This is a genomic window from Streptomyces sp. NPDC058221, from assembly GCF_042882365.1.
Lineage (GTDB): Bacteria > Actinomycetota > Actinomycetes > Streptomycetales > Streptomycetaceae > Streptomyces.
Genome location: NZ_JBHVWF010000027.1, coordinates 18,320 through 34,781 on the forward strand (window position 1 = coordinate 18,320; position 16,462 = coordinate 34,781).

At 70.8% G+C, this 16,462-nt stretch carries 16 protein-coding genes; 7 read left to right on the top strand and 9 right to left on the bottom strand.

Features of this window, described 5'->3' with window-relative positions:
• Positions 1-53 precede the first annotated feature (53 nt).
• Together ACFVW8_RS11925 and ACFVW8_RS11930 are read right to left on the bottom strand one after the other, a co-directional pair.
• Positions 54-2,540, bottom strand: coding sequence for an HAD-IC family P-type ATPase (locus tag ACFVW8_RS11925; protein ID WP_389688698.1), 2,487 nt, complete (start codon positions 2,538-2,540; stop codon positions 54-56).
• Positions 2,541-2,655: 115 nt separating this feature from the next.
• The gene (locus ACFVW8_RS11930; RefSeq protein ID WP_389688700.1) at positions 2,656-2,952 is read right to left on the bottom strand and encodes a DUF2530 domain-containing protein; all 297 of its coding nucleotides are present in this window, start codon (positions 2,950-2,952) and stop codon (positions 2,656-2,658) included.
• A gap of 187 nt (positions 2,953-3,139) precedes the next feature.
• Here ACFVW8_RS11930 and ACFVW8_RS11935 point away from each other — a divergent pair, with 187 nt between their 5' ends.
• Positions 3,140-4,594 carry an NCS2 family permease gene (locus ACFVW8_RS11935; RefSeq protein WP_389688702.1) on the top strand — a complete coding sequence of 485 codons (1,455 nt, stop codon included), beginning with the start codon at positions 3,140-3,142 and terminating at the stop codon, positions 4,592-4,594.
• 31 nt (positions 4,595-4,625) lie between these two features.
• On the opposite strand, the gene ACFVW8_RS11940 is transcribed toward ACFVW8_RS11935, so the two are convergent.
• Complete coding sequence (locus ACFVW8_RS11940) at positions 4,626-4,832, bottom strand: ribbon-helix-helix protein, CopG family (protein ID WP_389688704.1); 207 nt, start codon at positions 4,830-4,832, stop codon at positions 4,626-4,628.
• Between the two features lie 145 nt (positions 4,833-4,977).
• Between ACFVW8_RS11940 and ACFVW8_RS11945 the strand changes: the two genes are divergently transcribed.
• Positions 4,978-5,418 (top strand): MarR family winged helix-turn-helix transcriptional regulator, encoded by a 441-nt coding sequence (locus tag ACFVW8_RS11945; protein WP_123524412.1) that lies wholly within the window; start codon positions 4,978-4,980, stop codon positions 5,416-5,418.
• A gap of 96 nt (positions 5,419-5,514) precedes the next feature.
• Positions 5,515-6,849, top strand: coding sequence for an MFS transporter (locus tag ACFVW8_RS11950; protein WP_389688706.1), 1,335 nt, complete (start codon positions 5,515-5,517; stop codon positions 6,847-6,849).
• Positions 6,850-7,091: 242 nt separating this feature from the next.
• On the opposite strand, the gene ACFVW8_RS11955 is transcribed toward ACFVW8_RS11950, so the two are convergent.
• The 3 genes from ACFVW8_RS11955 to ACFVW8_RS11965 all read right to left on the bottom strand — a co-directional run bounded on the left by ACFVW8_RS11955 (position 7,092) and on the right by ACFVW8_RS11965 (position 9,823).
• Entirely contained in the window at positions 7,092-8,087 is a 996-nt protein-coding gene (locus ACFVW8_RS11955) for an aldo/keto reductase (RefSeq protein WP_389688708.1), read from the bottom strand.
• Between the two features lie 80 nt (positions 8,088-8,167).
• Positions 8,168-9,145, bottom strand: a complete 978-nt coding sequence (gene pip, locus ACFVW8_RS11960) for a prolyl aminopeptidase (protein ID WP_389688710.1) — start codon at positions 9,143-9,145, stop codon at positions 8,168-8,170.
• An 87-nt stretch (positions 9,146-9,232) separates the two neighbouring features.
• On the bottom strand, positions 9,233-9,823 hold the full coding sequence (locus ACFVW8_RS11965; RefSeq protein WP_389688712.1) for a hypothetical protein: 591 nt from the start codon (positions 9,821-9,823) through the stop codon (positions 9,233-9,235).
• Between the two features lie 188 nt (positions 9,824-10,011).
• Here ACFVW8_RS11965 and ACFVW8_RS11970 point away from each other — a divergent pair, with 188 nt between their 5' ends.
• The gene (locus tag ACFVW8_RS11970; protein ID WP_389688714.1) at positions 10,012-10,503 is read left to right on the top strand and encodes a cupin domain-containing protein; all 492 of its coding nucleotides are present in this window, start codon (positions 10,012-10,014) and stop codon (positions 10,501-10,503) included.
• 10 nt (positions 10,504-10,513) lie between these two features.
• On the opposite strand, the gene ACFVW8_RS11975 is transcribed toward ACFVW8_RS11970, so the two are convergent.
• Positions 10,514-11,266, bottom strand: coding sequence for a methyltransferase (locus tag ACFVW8_RS11975; protein WP_389688716.1), 753 nt, complete (start codon positions 11,264-11,266; stop codon positions 10,514-10,516).
• Positions 11,267-11,493: 227 nt separating this feature from the next.
• On the opposite strand from ACFVW8_RS11975, the gene ACFVW8_RS11980 reads away from it, so the two are divergent.
• Positions 11,494-12,708, top strand: coding sequence for a hypothetical protein (locus ACFVW8_RS11980; protein ID WP_389688718.1), 1,215 nt, complete (start codon positions 11,494-11,496; stop codon positions 12,706-12,708).
• A 183-nt stretch (positions 12,709-12,891) separates the two neighbouring features.
• The gene (locus tag ACFVW8_RS11985; protein WP_389688790.1) at positions 12,892-13,842 is read left to right on the top strand and encodes an endonuclease/exonuclease/phosphatase family protein; all 951 of its coding nucleotides are present in this window, start codon (positions 12,892-12,894) and stop codon (positions 13,840-13,842) included.
• Between the two features lie 75 nt (positions 13,843-13,917).
• On the opposite strand, the gene ACFVW8_RS11990 is transcribed toward ACFVW8_RS11985, so the two are convergent.
• On the bottom strand, positions 13,918-14,760 hold the full coding sequence (locus tag ACFVW8_RS11990; RefSeq protein WP_389688720.1) for an oxidoreductase: 843 nt from the start codon (positions 14,758-14,760) through the stop codon (positions 13,918-13,920).
• Positions 14,761-14,827: 67 nt separating this feature from the next.
• Between ACFVW8_RS11990 and ACFVW8_RS11995 the strand changes: the two genes are divergently transcribed.
• Positions 14,828-15,493 carry a DNA-binding response regulator gene (locus ACFVW8_RS11995; RefSeq protein ID WP_389688722.1) on the top strand — a complete coding sequence of 222 codons (666 nt, stop codon included), beginning with the start codon at positions 14,828-14,830 and terminating at the stop codon, positions 15,491-15,493.
• 43 nt (positions 15,494-15,536) lie between these two features.
• Here the strand turns inward: ACFVW8_RS11995 and ACFVW8_RS12000 are convergent, their stop codons facing one another.
• Entirely contained in the window at positions 15,537-16,286 is a 750-nt protein-coding gene (locus ACFVW8_RS12000; RefSeq protein ID WP_389688724.1) for a dienelactone hydrolase family protein, read from the bottom strand.
• Positions 16,287-16,462: the final 176 nt, after the last annotated feature.

The following is a 16,462-nucleotide window of genomic DNA, read 5'->3' on the forward strand; positions in this document are numbered from 1 at the left end:
GCTCCGGCTCCCGGTCTCGGTCGGGACGGCCCCAGGGACTTTCGTCCGAGCCCCTACACCGGGAAGTGGCGGCTCACCAGGCGCCAGGCGTACTCCAGCGCGGCCGAGGCGATCATGGCGATGCCCACCGCCGTCCACGGCAGCGTCGTGCCCACCAGCTTCAGGGCGAAGAAGTCCTGGAGCCACGGCACCGCGAGCACGATCAGGAACGCCAGGCCCATGGCCGCCACCAGGCAGATCCGCCACCAGGTGTAGGGGCGGGCGATGATGGCCAGGACCCACATCGACACCAGGAACAGGGTGAGTGTGGCCGCGCTGGTCTCCGCCTCCAGTGAGCCGGCGCCGACGTAGTGGTGCCGGGCGATCAGATACGTGGCGAAGGTGGCGACGGCCGCGATGGTGCCCGACGGGATCGCGTACCGCATCACCCGGCGCACGAAGTGCGGGTGCGCGCGCTCCTTGTTGGGCGCGAGGGCCAGGAAGAACGCCGGGATGCCGATCGTCAGCGTCGACAGCAGGGTCAGATGCCGGGGCAGGAACGGGTACTCGACCTGGAAGCAGACCACCAGGACGGCCAGCAGCACCGAGTAGACCGTCTTCGTCAGGAACAGGGTGGCGACCCGGGTGATGTTGCCGATGACCCGGCGTCCCTCGGCGACGACGGAAGGCAGTGTGGCGAAGCTGTTGTTGAGCAGCACGATCTGGGCGACCGCACGGGTCGCCTCCGAGCCGGAGCCCATCGAGACGCCGATGTCGGCGTCCTTGAGGGCGAGCACGTCGTTGACGCCGTCGCCCGTCATCGCGACGGTGTGGCCGCGGGACTGGAGGGCGGCGACCATCTCCCGCTTCTGCTGCGGGGTGACGCGTCCGAAGACCGCGTTCTCCTCCATGGCCGTGGCCATCTCGTCCGGATCGGTGGGCAGCCGGCGGGCGTCCAGGGTGTGTTCGGCGCCCGGCAGACCGAGCTTCTCGGCGACCGCGCCGACCGAGACGGCGTTGTCGCCGGAGATCACCTTCGTGGCGACCCGCTGGTCGGCGAAGTAGGCGAGCGTCTCCCCGGCGTCGGGCCGCAGCCGCTGTTCCAGGACGATCAGCGCGCCGGGTTCGGCACCGGTCGCCGTCTCCGGGTCGTCGAGTCGGCCTTCGACGCGGGCCAGCAGGAGGACCCGCAGGCCCTGCTGGTTGAGCTGTTCGATCTCGGTGAGCGCCGGGTCCTCCTCGGGCAGCAGCACATCGGGGGCGCCGAGCAGCCAGGCCGATGTCCGGCCGCCGCCCTCGTCGAAGGCGGCCCCGCTGTACTTGCGGGCCGAGGAGAACGGCAGCGCCTGCGTGACGTCCCAGCTCTCGCCGGCGGGGGCCGGACAGGCGTCGATGATCGCCTGGAGGCTGGCGTTGGGCCGGGTGTCGGACGCGCCGAAGGCGGCCAGCACCCGGCGCAGGTACGGCTCGTCCGTCCCGTTCAGCGGGCGGATCTCGGTGACGTCCATGCCGCCCTCGGTGAGGGTGCCGGTCTTGTCCAGGCAGACGACGTCGACCCGGGCCAGGCCCTCGATGGCGGGGAGCTCCTGGACCAGGCACTGCTTGCGGCCCAGCCGCACGACACCGATCGCGAAGGCGACCGAGGTGAGCAGCACCAGGCCCTCCGGGATCATCGGCACGATGCCGCCGACGGTCCGGGCGATGGAGTCCTTGAAGTTGTGGTCCTTCACCACGAGCTGGCTGAGCACCAGGCCGATCGCGGTCGGGATCATCATCCAGGTGACGTACTTCAGGATGGTGGAGATGCCGCTGCGCAGCTCGGACTGGACGAGCGTGAAGCGGGAGGCCTCCTCGGCGAGCTGTGCGGCATAGGCCTCGCGGCCGACCTTGGTCGCGGCGAACGCCCCGCCGCCCGCTACGACGAAGCTGCCGGACATCACCGGGTCGCCCGCCCGCTTCAGCACCGGGTCGGCCTCACCGGTGAGCAGCGATTCGTCGATCTCCAGGCTGTCGGCCTCGGCGACCTTGCCGTCCACCACGACCTTGTCGCCGGGGCCGAGCTCCACGAGATCGCCCAGGACGATCTCGGAGGTGTGGATCTCGGCCGCCACACCGTCCCGCCGCACGGTGGGTTTCGCCTCGCCGATGACCGCGAGGCTGTCCAGGGTCTTCTTGGCCCGCCACTCCTGCACGATGCCGATGCCGGTGTTGGCGATGATCACGAAGCCGAAGAGGCTGTCCTGGATCGGCGCGACGAACAGCATGATCACCCAGAGCACGCCGATGATCAGGTTGAACCGGGTGAAGACGTTGGCGCGGACGATCTCGGTCACGGACCGGGACGAGCGGACGGGGACGTCGTTGACCTCGCCGCGGGCGATCCGCTCGGCGACCTCGGCCGCGGTCAGCCCGCGCCCGCCGCCCGCCGGAGCGGGCAGCTCGACCGGGTGGACCGGGTCGAGCTCGGTACCGGCGTCGATCAGTACCGGCCGGTCGCTGCCGGAAGGCATGGGGGATCTGTTCGGCTCATCCCCCGAGGGGTCGGGTGCCCGCTGAGTCATGGTTCCGACGGTACGGGCGTAACGTCCGGTTCACCCGCCGGGTGGTCGGAAGATCAGACCGGGGGAGGACGGGAATCGTCCCGTGGTGGTACGGGGCGGGGCGGCGGTTCCGCTTTCAGGCGGTAGCGCCGGGAGTGTCCCCGGAGGTCTCCCCGGAGCCGGTCTGTGCTGCGGCGGCCCGCTTGAGTGCGGCGTCGCGTCCCCGCACGTACCAGATGCCGATCAGGCCGAGACCGCCACCGGCCAGGCAGGTCCACACCCACCACAGGTGGCCGTGGTCGTCGAACCAGCCGTAGAACGGGAGCTGGACGAGGAAGAGGACGAACCAGAGGATCGTGCCGCCCGTGATGGTCGCGACGACGGGCCCCTCCAGGGGCTCGGGTGCCTCGTGCTTCGGTGTCCACTTCGCCATGCAGTCATGTTATGTCGCGCAACAGAAGTTTTGGACAGGCCAGTCGGCCCAAGGGTCTACGCGCGGAGATAGCGATCTTCGCCTTATGTATTCATACTGAATCTGCTTACGGCTGTCTCGAATTATTCGTGTGAAAGTCCAAAGCTGACCACATTTCGCCCCCCTCTACGTATGACTGAGGTCCTCCATGCCCCCCTCGGCCCCCGCCCCGGTCGACGCCGTGCCGCCCCCGGCTCCCCAGCCCACCGGTGGCCTGGACCGTTTCTTCAAGATCTCCGAGCGGGGGTCGTCGGTCGCACGTGAGATCCGTGGCGGATTCGCCACCTTCTTCGCGATGGCGTACATCATCGTGCTGAACCCGATCATCCTGGGCAGCGCGAAGGACATGTACGGTCACCAGCTCGACGGTGGCCAGCTGGTCACGGCGACGGTGCTGGTCGCGGCGTTCTCCACGCTGCTGATGGGTGTCATCGGCAACGTGCCGATCGCGCTGGCGGCGGGCCTCGGTGTCAACACCGTCGTCGCCCTCCAGCTCGCCCCCCGGATGAGCTGGCCCGACGCGATGGGCATGGTCGTCCTCGCGGGCATCGTGGTCATGCTGCTGGTCGCGACCGGGCTGCGGGAACGCGTGATGAACGCCGTACCTACCTCGCTCCGCAAGGGCATCGCGATCGGTATCGGCCTCTTCATCCTGCTGATCGGGCTGGTCGACTCGGGCTTCGTCTCCCGTATCCCGGACCTCGCGCACACCACCGTCCCGCTCCAGCTCGGCAACGACGGCCACCTCAACGGCTGGCCGGTCCTGGTCTTCGTCCTCGGCGCGTTGCTCACCCTCGCGCTGATCGTCCGCAAGGTGCCGGGCGCGATCCTGATCTCCATCGTGGCGATGACGGTCGTCGCGCTGATCATCGACGCGATCGCGGACCTGCCGGGCGAGGCCTGGGGCCTGACGGTTCCGAAGTGGCCGGGCAATCCGGTCGCCTCCCCGGACTTCGGGCTGGTCGGCGACGTCAGCCTGTTCGGCGGCTTCCACAAGGTCGGCGTGCTGACCGGAATCCTGTTCGTCTTCACCGTGCTGCTGTCGTGCTTCTTCGACGCGATGGGCACCATCCTCGGCGTCGGCGACGAGGCCAAGCTGATGGACAAGGACGGCAACTTCCCCGGCATCAACAGGGTGCTGCTCGTCGACGGCATCGCGGTCGCCGCGGGCGGTGCGAGCTCCGCCTCGGCGGGCACCTGCTTCGTGGAGTCCACGGCGGGTGTCGGCGAGGGGGCCCGCACCGGCTTCGCGAGCATCGTCACGGGTCTGCTGTTCACGGCGTCGCTGTTCCTCACACCGCTGGCGACCATGGTCCCCTCGCAGGCAGCCACTCCGGCCCTGCTGGCGGTGGGCTTCCTGATCATCGCCGGCTCGGTGCGGGACATCGACTGGAGCGACTACACGCTCGCGATGCCGGCGTTCCTCGCCATGGTGATGATGCCGTTCACGTACTCGATCACCAACGGAATCGGTATCGGCTTCATCGCGTTCTGCGTGCTGCGGCTGGCCGCCGGGCGCGGGCGCTCGGTGCCGGTGGCCATGTATGCGGTCTCGGCGGTCTTCGTCTTCTACTACGCGATGCCGGCGCTCGGCCTCACGTGATACCTCGGGGGCGGGTGCGCGTCCGGGCGGGTCAGGTGACCTCCTCGGCCGCGACCTCCTGTGCCCCGTAGAACTTCTCCGTCTCGTCGACGGCCGCCTGGAAGCGCTCGTCGAAGTCGTCGCGAATGAGCGTCCGGACCACATAGTCCTGGACGCTCATTCCGCGTCTGGCGGCGTGCTGCTTGAGCCGGTCGAGCAGCTCACCGTCTATCCGCAGGCTGAGCACTGTCGATCCCATGGCATGCAGGGTTACGTCCCCCGGGCCCGACGCGCGTGACTTTCCGGAACTGACTCACTCGTTTGGGTGATCGATTGGTGATTCGGCTCTCGCGCGTGTACCACCGAGTGGTCTTTAGGGTAGGTAATGAGTTAAGCTAACAAACATGCCTGACCTGATCCACGACAGCGACAGTGCCGCCGCCGTGAGCTCCCTTCGTTCCGCCGTCATGCTGCTCGGCCGACGCCTCAAGCACCAGCGCGTCGACGAGTCGCTGAGCCCCACAGAGATGTCGGTGCTCGGCACACTCGCCCGTTGCGGTTCGGCCACCCCCGGTGAGCTGGCCCGCAAGGAGCATGTGCAGCCGCCGTCGATGACCCGCATCGTCGCGCTGCTGGAAGCGAAGGGACTTGTCAGACTGGAACCGCACCCCGATGACCGTCGTCAGAAGATGGTCAGCCAGACCGAGCAGGCCGAGGCCATGCTCGCCGAGAGCCGCAACAAGCGGAACGCCTGGCTGACCACCCTCGCCGAAGGCCTGGACGAGGACGAGTGGGAGACGCTGCGCAACGCGGCGCCCGTGCTGGAGAAGCTCGCCCACCTGTAGCGGAGCGGGCCGCGCCGGACCACAGCCGGCGCACCGCCCCACCGCCGCAATCCCCGTCAGTCAGCACCCTGTCCACGCCCGAGGAGGCGAACCCTTTTGAGTACGGGATCCGGAGCAGACTCCGCCCCCGCACCGACTTCCACCCACGAGAGCAAGCCCGGCGGGACCTTCTCGTCGCTGAAGATCCGTAACTACCGCCTGTTCGCAACCGGCGCCGTGATCTCCAACACCGGTACCTGGATGTCCCGCATCACGCAGGACTGGCTCGTTCTGAGCCTCACCGGGTCCGCCGCCGCCGTCGGCATCACCACGGCACTCCAGTTTCTTCCCATGCTGCTCTTCGGCCTCTACGGCGGCGTCATCGCCGACCGGCTGCCGAAGCGCAAGCTGCTGCTCTTCAGCCAGGCCGCGCTCGGCCTGTGCGGTGTCGCGCTCGCCGTGCTCACGCTCTCCGGCGTGGTCCAGGTGTGGCACGTCTACCTGATCGCCTTCCTGCTCGGCATGGTCACGGTCGTGGACAACCCGGCCCGCCAGTCGTTCGTCTCCGAGATGGTCGGCCCCGCCCAGCTGCGGAACGCGGTCAGTCTGAACTCGGCGAACTTCCAGTCCGCCCGGCTCATCGGTCCCGCCGTCGCGGGTGTGCTGATCACCTCGGTCGGCAGCGGCTGGGCCTTCATGTTCAACGGACTGTCGTTCCTCGCGCCGCTCGTCGGCCTGATGATGATGCGCACGAGTGAGCTGCACAAGGCCGTCGTCGTGCCGCGGGCCAAGGGCCAGCTGCGCGAGGGGCTGCGCTACGTCTCCGGCCGTCCGGAGCTGATCTGGCCGATCGTCCTCGTCGGCTTCGTCGGCACGTTCGGCTTCAACTTCCCGATCTGGCTGACGGCCTTCGCGGACGAGGTCTTCCACGGCGGCGCCGGGATGTACTCGTTCTTCAACATCCTGATGGCGGCCGGTTCCCTCGTCGGCGCCCTGCTCGCCGCCCGCCGCCGCTCCTCGCGGCTGCGGATGCTGGTGGCCGCGGGAACGGCGTTCGGTGTGCTGGAGGTCATCGCCTCCGTCTCGCCGTCCGTCTGGCTGTTCTCCATCCTGCTGGTCCCGATCGGCATGATCGGTCTCACGACCAACATCAGCGCGAACACCAGTGTCCAGATGGCGGCCGACCCGGCCATGCGCGGCCGGGTGATGAGCCTGTACATGATGGTCTTCGCCGGCGGTACGCCGGTGGGTGCCCCGATCGTGGGCTGGATCAGCGACGCGTACGGCGTCCGGACCGGTATGGCGGTCGGCGGTGCGTTCTCGCTGGTGGCCGCGCTCGGCGTCGGCTTCATGCTGGCCCGCGTCGGCGGACTGCGCCTCAAGGTCGACCTGAGACCCGGGCGCCCGCACGTACGGTTCGTCCCGCGCGAGCAGCTGGCCACCGCGGCCTGAGAGCCTCCGGCACCATGCGCCACGGCCCCGACCGGGTAACCCCGGTGCGGGGCCGTGCGGGCCTGGCCACCGGGACGCCGGGCCGGGCGGTTACGCTCGTCGGGTGGACCCCAAGACCCGAAACCGCATTATGGCGGCCGTGCTCGTGCTCATGTTCGTCGTCGTCGCAGCGGCGGCCGCCCTCGGCTGATGAGCCCGATGAGCTGATGAGCCGGTGAGGGCGGCCGCGCAGACGCCGGTTCCTACCAGGCGAAGTTCTCCGGCGACGGGCCCGGACCCGGGAAGATGTCGTCCAGTGCCGTCAGCACCTCGTCCGACAGCTCCAGCTCCACCGCGCGCAGCGCGGAGTCGAGCTGTTCGCGGGTGCGCGGGCCGGAGATCGGGCCCGTGACGCCGGGCCGGGTCAGCAGCCAGGCCAGGCCGGCCTCGCCGGGCTCCAGCCCGTGCTTCTCCAGCAGGTCCTCGTACGCCTGGACCTGCGCCCGCACCTTCGGGTCGGCGAGCGCCTCGCCGGAGCGGCCCGAGGTGGACCGGGCGCCGCCGCCCTCGCGCTCCTTGCGGAGCGCGCCGCCGAGCAGCCCGCCGTGCAGCGGCGACCACGGGATGACACCGAGGCCGTACTCCTGGGCGGCCGGGATGACCTCCATCTCGGCCCCCCGCTCCATCAGGTTGTAGATGCACTGCTCACTGACCAGCCCGTAGCTGCCGCGCTGCCTGGCGACCTCGTTGGCCTGGGCGATCTTGTAACCCGCGAAGTTGGACGATCCGGCGTAGAGGATCTTGCCCTGCTGGATCAGTACGTCGATGGCCTGCCAGATCTCCTCGACCGGGGTGGACCGGTCGACGTGATGGAACTGGTACAGGTCGATGTGGTCGGTCTGCAGCCGCTTCAGGCTGGCGTCCACCGCCCTGCGGATGTTGAGCGCGGAGAGCTTGTCGTGGTTGGGCCATGCCTCGCCGTCGGCGGCCATGTTGCCGTAGACCTTGGTGGCGAGGACGACCTTGTCGCGGCGGTCGCCGCCCTGGGCGAACCAGGTGCCGAGGATCTCCTCGGTACGGCCCTTGTTCTCGCCCCAGCCGTAGACGTTCGCGGTGTCGAAGAAGTTGACACCCGCGTCCAGTGCGGCGTCCATGAGCGCGTGGCTGTCGCTCTCGTTGGTCTGGGGGCCGAAGTTCATCGTCCCCAGTACGAGGCGGCTGACTTTGAGTCCGGTGCGTCCGAGCTGCGTGTACTTCATGTGCTCAAGCCAACGCCTTGGAGTCCGCTCGAAGCAAGGGCGGATTTCCGTCCGGCGCGGCCGGGCCCTGCCAGGCGGCCCTACCCGCGCGCGAACCGGTCCAGCGCCGCCAGTACCGCCCGGCTGGTCGCCGCACCGCCCAGATGGCCCGCGTCGTCGATCACGGTCAGCTCCGCGTCCGGCCACGCCTTCGTCAGCTCCCACGCGGTGATCAGCGGTCCGCCCATGTCGAGCCGTCCGTGCACCAGGACGCCCGGGATCCCGGTCAGCCGGCCGGCGTCCCGGATCAGCTGTCCCTCCTCCAGCCAGGCGCCGTGGGAGAAGTAGTGCGCGCAGATCCGCACCAGTGCCTGCTGTGCCCGGCCGGGCCGGCCGCTGTACGGGGGCGGGCCGGTGTACGCCTCCTGGGAGAGCACCGCGTCCTCCCAGGCGCACCAGCCGGCCGTCGCCCGCGCCCGCACCCCCGGGTCGGGGCTCCCGGTCCGCCGGGCGTAGGCGGCGAGGACGTCCGGTGTCGCGTCGCTCGCGGCCTCCGGGACCCCGGCCCGGAACAGCTCCCAGGCCTCGGGGAAGAACGTCCCGGCGCCCCGGTACAGCCAGTCGATCTCGGAGCGGCGGGTCGTGGTGACGGCCGGGATCACGATCTCGCTGACCCGCTCCGGGTACTGCTCCGCGTACGCGAGGATCAGCGTCGATCCCCAGGAGCCGCCGTACAGCAGCCAGTTGTCGATGCCCAGCCGGACGCGCAGCAGCTCCATGTCGGCGATCAGCCGGTCCGTCGTGTTGAACCGCAGGTCCGTGGCCGGATCGCTCGCGTGCGGGGTGGAGCGGCCACAGCCCCGCTGGTCGAAGAGGATCACGCGGTAGCGGTCCGGGTCGAAGTACTGCCGGGGCCGTTCGGTGCATCCCGAGCCCGGTCCGCCGTGCACGACGACGGCGGGTTTGCCGGCCGGGTTGCCGCAGGCCTCCCAGTACACGAGGTTGCCGTCGCCGACGTCGAGCATGCCCTGCTCGTACGGTTCGACGGGCGGGTACTTCTCGTCGGGGCGGCGCTCCACGGCAGATGGCTCCCTCGGCTCGGCGGCGTGCGAAGGGAACAGCGTAGGCGCAGCTGGTGGCTCGGCCCGGTGGTGCGGTCCGGCGGCTCAGCCCCTGACGGCCACGTGGTACGCGGACACCCACAACACCACGGCGGAGCCGAGGCCCACCACGGCCCGCACGCTCTCGTTCGACAGGCCGGCCGCGATCAGCACGAACCCGACGACAGCGACGACGCTCAGCGCCACGGCCGTTCCCTTGTACTGCCACTGGTCGTAGAAGCGCGCGAGCGGGAAGAAGTGCAGGCCCACCACCAGCGCGATGGCGGCCGGGATGAACCCGGGGTGGCCCGAGGCGTTGGACGCCGCGATCACCGCGAAGACGGCGGCCACCTCCACGACGTTCACGATGCCGACCGCCCGCGCCCAGTTCTCCGGCAGGTTCACCATGCGGGGGGAAGGGGCCGCGCCCTTGCGGTAGGCGAGCACGATCGCCACCGCGGTCAGCGGTACGGCGATGATCTCGACGGGCAGGGCCGCGCCCGGTGACGCGAGGCCGGAGGCGCCGGCGAAGGCCCAGACCACGGCGAACACCGACAGGACGAGGGTGCCCCTGCGGCGCAGATTCCGAGTGAGGGCGACGCACTCGGCATCCCCGGCCGAAGGTATGGACGGCGTCGATGACGCAGCAGAGGTCATGGGCGGAGGGTACAGCGATCATCCGGTCGCTCCGGCTGTTCCACGCACATGAGTTGGGCCGCAGCGTGCTCCCGGCCCGGGAACCGGACGCCCGGGGGCCTGCTGCGTCATCCGGTCCTGGAACCGGCCGCCCGGCCGGCCTGCTGCGTCACCCGGTCCGCAGCGCCCGGCGGCGTAGCCTGGGAGCTGTGAACGCCACTCCCGAGGTACTCGCCGTACTCGACGACCTGCTCGCCACCGCGGCCCCCGACGACCGGGGCGCGCTCTGGCAACTGGACCGGCAGGGACGGGAGCTGGACGCCAACCTGGTGCGTCTGCCGCCGGGCGCGGAGGTCGGTGAGCATCAGGAGGACGTACTGGACGTGTTCCTCGTCGTCCTCTCGGGCAGCGGCCGGCTCACCCCGGCGGGCGGCGGCGCCCCGCTCTCGCTGACCCCGACCACGATCACCTGGCTGCCCCGCACCTCCCGCCGTTCGCTGGCCGCGGGCCCGGAGGGCCTCGCCTACCTCACGGTCCACCGCCGCCGCCCCGGTCTCACGATCAAACCCGCGGTGCCCGCGCAGGAGGGCGGCGAGGCCCCGTGCTCGCTGGACCGGGTCTGCCCGGAGTGCGGCCGCATGTCCCAGGAGCCGGCGCCGAAGTACTGCGGCGAGTGCGGAGAGCGGTTCCCGGAGCGCTGAGGGCCCGCCGTCACCGGGGGACGCAGTCGAGGACCACATGGCCGAGCGGGGTCGTGTGCACACCGGCGATGTGCGGCCCGGCGGCGGATGCCAGGTCCGTGTAGTCGTCGAGGCCGCGCTCCCGGCCGCCCGCGAGGTCGATCAGGGTGGCCCGCAGATCCGGGTGGGCTTCGAGCAGCTCCACGAGGAAGGCGCCGGTTCCGCCGCCGACATCGGCCACCTGCCGGGCCGTCGACCCGTCGTACCCTCCCGCCGCGTCCGTCACGAACGCGTCGGCGGACGACATGACCGCGTCGAAGGAGGCGGCCATCTCCGGATGCGCAGCCAGATACGGCCAGAACGGCTTGCCGAAGACCGTCTCCCAGGCGGGCTCCCCGGTGCGGACGGTGTGCAGCAGCCCGGTGAACGCCAGGTCCATCGTGCCGCCGAACCCGTCGAGGTCGAGCCCGAGCCGCAGCCCGGCCGGATGCCCGGAACGCAGCAGCTCCGCGGCCGCGTTGACGTCGAAGCGTCCCGGCTCCGGTTCGGTGAAGACGCCGTGGCACACCAGGTGCCGCAGCATCCGGCCGAGGGCGTCCTGATCGGCTGCCGACTGCCGGGCGAGGTCGTCGATCCGGCCGGAGCCGTCCGCGATCAGATCGGCGAGCCGCAGTGTGGCGGCCGCCCGCAGGGCCATGGGCGTGACCAGGTCCATCAGTGGCGCGAGGGTCCGCCAGGCGCGTACCACCTCGTCGCCCTCGTTCTCCGGGGCCGCCTCTGCCACGATCGTCTCCCGTCGTCGGGCGGGCCCGGCTGCGCTGCCCGCATCAGACCGGACGGCGGCCCGCCGCTCCAGGAAGCGGGCCGCGGGGCGGCGGTCCCGGCCGCCGTCCGGACCCGAGGGCGATCGTCGCCGGACAGCCCCCTGGGGAACCCTGATGGGGGTGGCCCCACCCGTGTCCGGGTGCCCGCGCCATGCCGCCGCGAGCGTGCAACGAGGAGGATCCAGGCATGACTTCACCGCGAAACAAGACCCGCGTGACGGCCGGTGCGGCCCTTCTGTGCAGCGCCGCACTGCTCGCCCCGGCCGGCGCGGCCGACGCCCACAGCCGGCCGGCCCAGGACGGAGACGTCGTCTCCGTGGAGCAGGTGGCCGAACTGACGGCGGCCGAGGTGTCCGGACAGCTCACGGGCCGGATCGACTCCGCCCAGGTCCGATACGGCGTGACGGCCTATCGCGTCGTGTACCGCACCACCAACAGCTCGGGCGCTCCCACCACCGCGAGCCAGCTCGTCACCCTGCCGAGAAGCACGGCGCACCGTCTCACGACGGTCTCCTGGCTGCACGGCACCACCGTCTACCGCAAGGACGTCGCCTCCGAGGATCCGGCGTCCGACGACCGGCTCGCCGCACTGCTCTTCGCGGCGACCGGGCGGGCCGTCTCGGCCCCCGACTATGTGGGCCTCGGCGAGGGTGAGGGATTCCACCCCTACGGCGACCCGCGCGCCACGGTGGCGGCCTCCGTCGACGGGCTGCGCGCGGCCAGGACGCTGACTCACCGCAAGGGCCGGGAGCTGGAGCGGAAGGTACAGGTCAGCGGCTTCTCGCAGGGCGGCCCCGCGACCATGCTGGTGGGCCGGGCACTGCAGGAGGAGGGTGCCGACCGCTACTTCCGGCTGGGCGCGCTCGCCCCGGTGAGCGGCCCCTTCGACCTCTCCGCCTTCGAGACCGCCGCGGCCGACGACAGGATCGAGAAGTCCGGCCTCTACCTCGCGTACTTCGTCACGGCCTGGAACAAGGCCTACGGCCTGTACGGCTCGCCCGCCGAGGCGTTCCGCGACCCCTTCTACAAGACTGTGGAGGGACTGTTCGACGGCAACCACACCACCGACGATCTCGTCGGCGAACTGCCCTCGCACTCCGCGGACCTGTTCACCGAGGACTTCCTGGACAAGATCCGCCACCCGAGCGGTGTGCTCAAGGACAGACTGCGCCCGATGAACCACACCTGCGACTGGCGGCCGGGCGTCCCGGTGGACATCTTCCACGGCAGGGGGGACAAGGACGTCGACTTCTCCCACGCCGGATACTGCGCGGACCAGCTGACCAGGAACGGCGCCGCCTCCCGGGTGACGGATGTCGGCGACTACGACCACACCGGATCGGTGCGGCAGGCGCTGCCGAGGGTCATCAGGTTCTTCGACGAGTCGGCGAGGAACGGCTGAGGCGGGTCACCGCGCCGGTCCCAGGAGCCCGGGGAGAACGTCGGCCGGTCTCACCATCCGCACCGCACAGGCGAAGGCCGCACGGGCCGCTGTGAAACTGATCAGGCCCGCAGCTCGTCCTGGAGGGCAGGACCGAGCGGACGGGAAGACATGGTGGAGCGGGTGGACAGCGGTGGGACGCCGATGGCGGACGAGGAGGTGTCCTGGCTCTCGCTCCGGGCGCGGGGGCGGGTGCTCGCTCTGCTCGCGGTGCTGACGGGTGTCCTGCTGGCCCTCCACCGGCAGGTGCCCAACTCCTTCGGGCACCTGGGGAGTCTGCTGGAGGCGTTCCTGCCCTGGCTCGGCGTGGTGATCGTCCTGCTGCTCGTCCTGGCCCTGCTGCGCCGCTCCGGCACCGCCCTGCTGGCGTTGCTGATGCCGGTCGCCGTCTGGACGTACCTCTTCGGCGGGCTGCTCGCGCCCGGGGCGGGCGGTGCGCACGACCTGGTGGTGGTGCAGCACAACGTCAGTGACGAGAACAGCGATCCGGCGGGTACGGCCCGCGCCCTGGCCGGCGCCGGACCCGATCTCATCGCGCTGGAGGAACTGGTGCCGGCCGCGCTGCCGGTGTACGAGAAGACCCTCGCCCCGCAGTTCCCGTTCCACGAGGTCCGGGGCACCGTCGGGCTCTGGTCGAAGCACCCGCTCTCCGGTACCCGGCTGGTGGACATCAGGCCCGAGGGGATCGCGGAGGGCTGGAGCCGTGGGCTCCGCACGGTGGCCCACACCCCGGACGGTGATGTCGCGGCGTATGTCGCGCACCTGCCCTCGGTCCGCATCGGTACGGGCGGGCTCGCCTCGTCGCTGCGGGACGAGAGCGCCGTTCTGCTGGGCCGGTCCGTCGCCGCCGAGAAGACCGAAAGGGTGATCCTGATGGGCGACCTCAACGGCACGGCCGAGGACCGCGGTCTGTCCCCGCTGACCTCGCGGCTGAACGTCGCGGAGCGGGGCTTCGCCCTCAGCTTCCCGAAGGCCTTCCCCCTGGCCAGGATCGATCAGGTCATGGTCCGCTCGGGCACGGTGAACGACATCCGCACCCTGTCGTCCACCGGAAGCGACCATCTGCCGGTGGCCGCCCGGATCAGTCTGGACTGACGGGCCCGGCCGGGTGCGGGGGCGGGCCGCCGCGGGCCCGGGCGTCAGCGGGTCCCTGCGCAGTACCCGGGGTGGTCAGCCGCGCAGGGCGGCCAGATCCTCCTCGCCGAGGTCGAGATCGCCCGCCGCGAGGTTCTCCTCCAGGTGGGCGAGGGTGCCGGTGCCGGGAATCGCCAGCGCCACCGGTGACAGCGCCAGCAGGGCGGCGAGCGCGACCTGCGGGGTGGTCGCGCCCACGCGTGCGGCGACCTTGCCCAGCCGTTCGGTGTCGAGCGGCTGCCCGCCCCCGCCGAGCGGGAAGAACGGCACGTACGCGATGCCCTCCTCCTCGCACACCGACAGCAGCCCGCTCTCGTCGATCTGGTGGTTCTGCACCGCCGTGACGGGTGCGACCGCCTGCGCCTCGGCGAACTGGGCGGCGTCGACATTGCTGACGCCCAGGTGCCGGATCAGCCCCTCCGCACGCAGTTCGGCCAGCACGGCGAACCGCTCGGCGATCGACTCGCCGCCCGCCCCGCGCATCCCGCCCACCCGCAGGTAGACCAGGTCGAGCCGGTCAAGTCCCAGATCGCGCAGATCCGTCTCGACCAGTCCGCGCAGCTGGTCGGGCGTGGCCTGCCCGCTCGGCATGCCGTCAGGACCACGCAGCGGCCCGACCTTCGTCGCGATCACCAGGTCGTCGCGGTAAGGGGTCAGCGCCTTGCGGATCAGCTCGTTGGCCCGGACGTCGCCCCTCTCGTAGAAGCCGGCCGTGTCGATGTGGTTCACACCCAGCTCCACGGCGCGCCGCAGCACCGCGATCCCGGTCTCGGGCGCTCGGACCGGGCCGTCGAAGGTGCCCACAGGGAGGCGCATCGCGCCGAAGCCGAGCCGGTTGATGGTCAGGTCTCCGCCGAGGGAGAACGTCTTGTTCGTCATGTGTCCCATGGTGTTCGGCAGGGCCGGGAACAGCGAGCGCGCGACAGCTTGCTGCCACACTGGTGGGATGCGGAACGAACAGGTCTTCACCGTCCGGGGGGACAAGGAACTGATCGCGCGTGCCGGTCATCTCTTCGAGTCCACGCAGTCGGAGTTCGTGTGCGCGGCCCGTGATCTCAAGACCTGGTCGCAGCCGGAGGCCAGGGCCGCCATCGGCGCCCGGATGCGGGCTGTCGACCCGGCCGCCTTCTCCACGCGCAAGCTGCTCAGCCCGGTCGCCCTCACCGAGGAGGAGGACCGCACGCACCTGAGGCAGGTGCAGAGCCAGGGCGCTCTCGTACGGATCAGCGGCTCGCTGCTGCCGCACGAGACGATCATCATCGACCGCCGGGTGATGATCCTGGCCGGCCGGGACTCCCCGGCCGGTCGCGAATACACCGTGACGACGTCGCCGAACCTGGTCGACGGCATCCACTCGATGTTCGAGGCGATCTGGGACGCCGCTCTCGACCTCGACACCTACCTCCGCAGCAACGTCCCCCACCTCGACGCAGGCGGCCGCCTGATCCTTGAGGCCCTCGGCTCCGGTCTCACCGACGCATCGGCGTCCCAGCGGCTCGGTATCTCCCTGCGCACCTACCGGCGTCGGGTGGCCGAGCTGATGGCCGGCCTGGAGGCCAACTCCCGCTTCCAGGCGGGGCTGCGGGCCGGCGAGCTGGGGCTGCCCGGCTAAGGGCCGCCCCCGCCCGCCGCGCGCTCCGCGCCCGGGCCGAGGCTCAGCCGGTGGTCAGGTTGTGGCGGAGCAGGGGGAGCAGACGGTCCCAGTGGCGCTTCAGGCCCTCGGAGCTGTAGGCGTCCGTGTCGGACATGGTGAAGCCGTGGACGGTGCCCGGGTAGACCTCGGTCGTGTAGCCGACGCCCGCGGCGTCGAGAGCCCGGTCGAACTCGGCGAGGGCCTCGGCCGTCATGTCGCCCTCGGCGAGGCCGACATGGACCTCCGCGGTGAGTTCGGAGAGCAGCCGGTGCGGGCTGTCGGGCGCGTCGGTGACCAGGAAGCCGGGGTGGAATCCGGCGACGGCCGCCACCCGTCCCGGGTTGGCCGCTGCGGTACGCATCGCCAGGGCGGCGCCGACGCAGTAGCCGATCACGCCGGCCGGTCCGGCATCCGTCTCGGGCTGGGCGGCGAGGAAACCGAGGTAGGCGTCGGCGTCGCGCAGGATGCGGTCGGGGGTGTGCGCGTGGATCAGCGGCATCAGCTCGCCGATGATCGCGGCGCGGGTCTCTCCCTCGATGTGCGCGGGGAGTTCGGCCACCGGTGCCGGGCCGTGCCGGTAGAAGATGTTGGGCACGAGCACGTAGTACCCGTGCCCGGCCAGCTCACGGGCCCTCGCCTCCAGCTCCGGCCGCACGCCGAAGGCATCCGGGTACAGCAGCACTCCCGGGTGCCGTTCGCCGTCGTCGGGGAAGGCGGCGAAGGCATCGGCCCGGCCGTCCGGGGTGGGAAGGGTCAGTGTCTTGGTGGGCATGAACTCTCCTGTGGTGGCTGATGCATCGAACCGGTGGTGAACGCTACGGAGGCGGAGCGCGCGCGGTGGCGCGGGAGCCCGGCCGTCCCGGTACCCGCTGTCCGGTGACGCCATAGGGAGTCCCTATATCTCCTGCTGCAATTTCGTCTTTGCCTCTCATTCTTTTCCGAACGTAC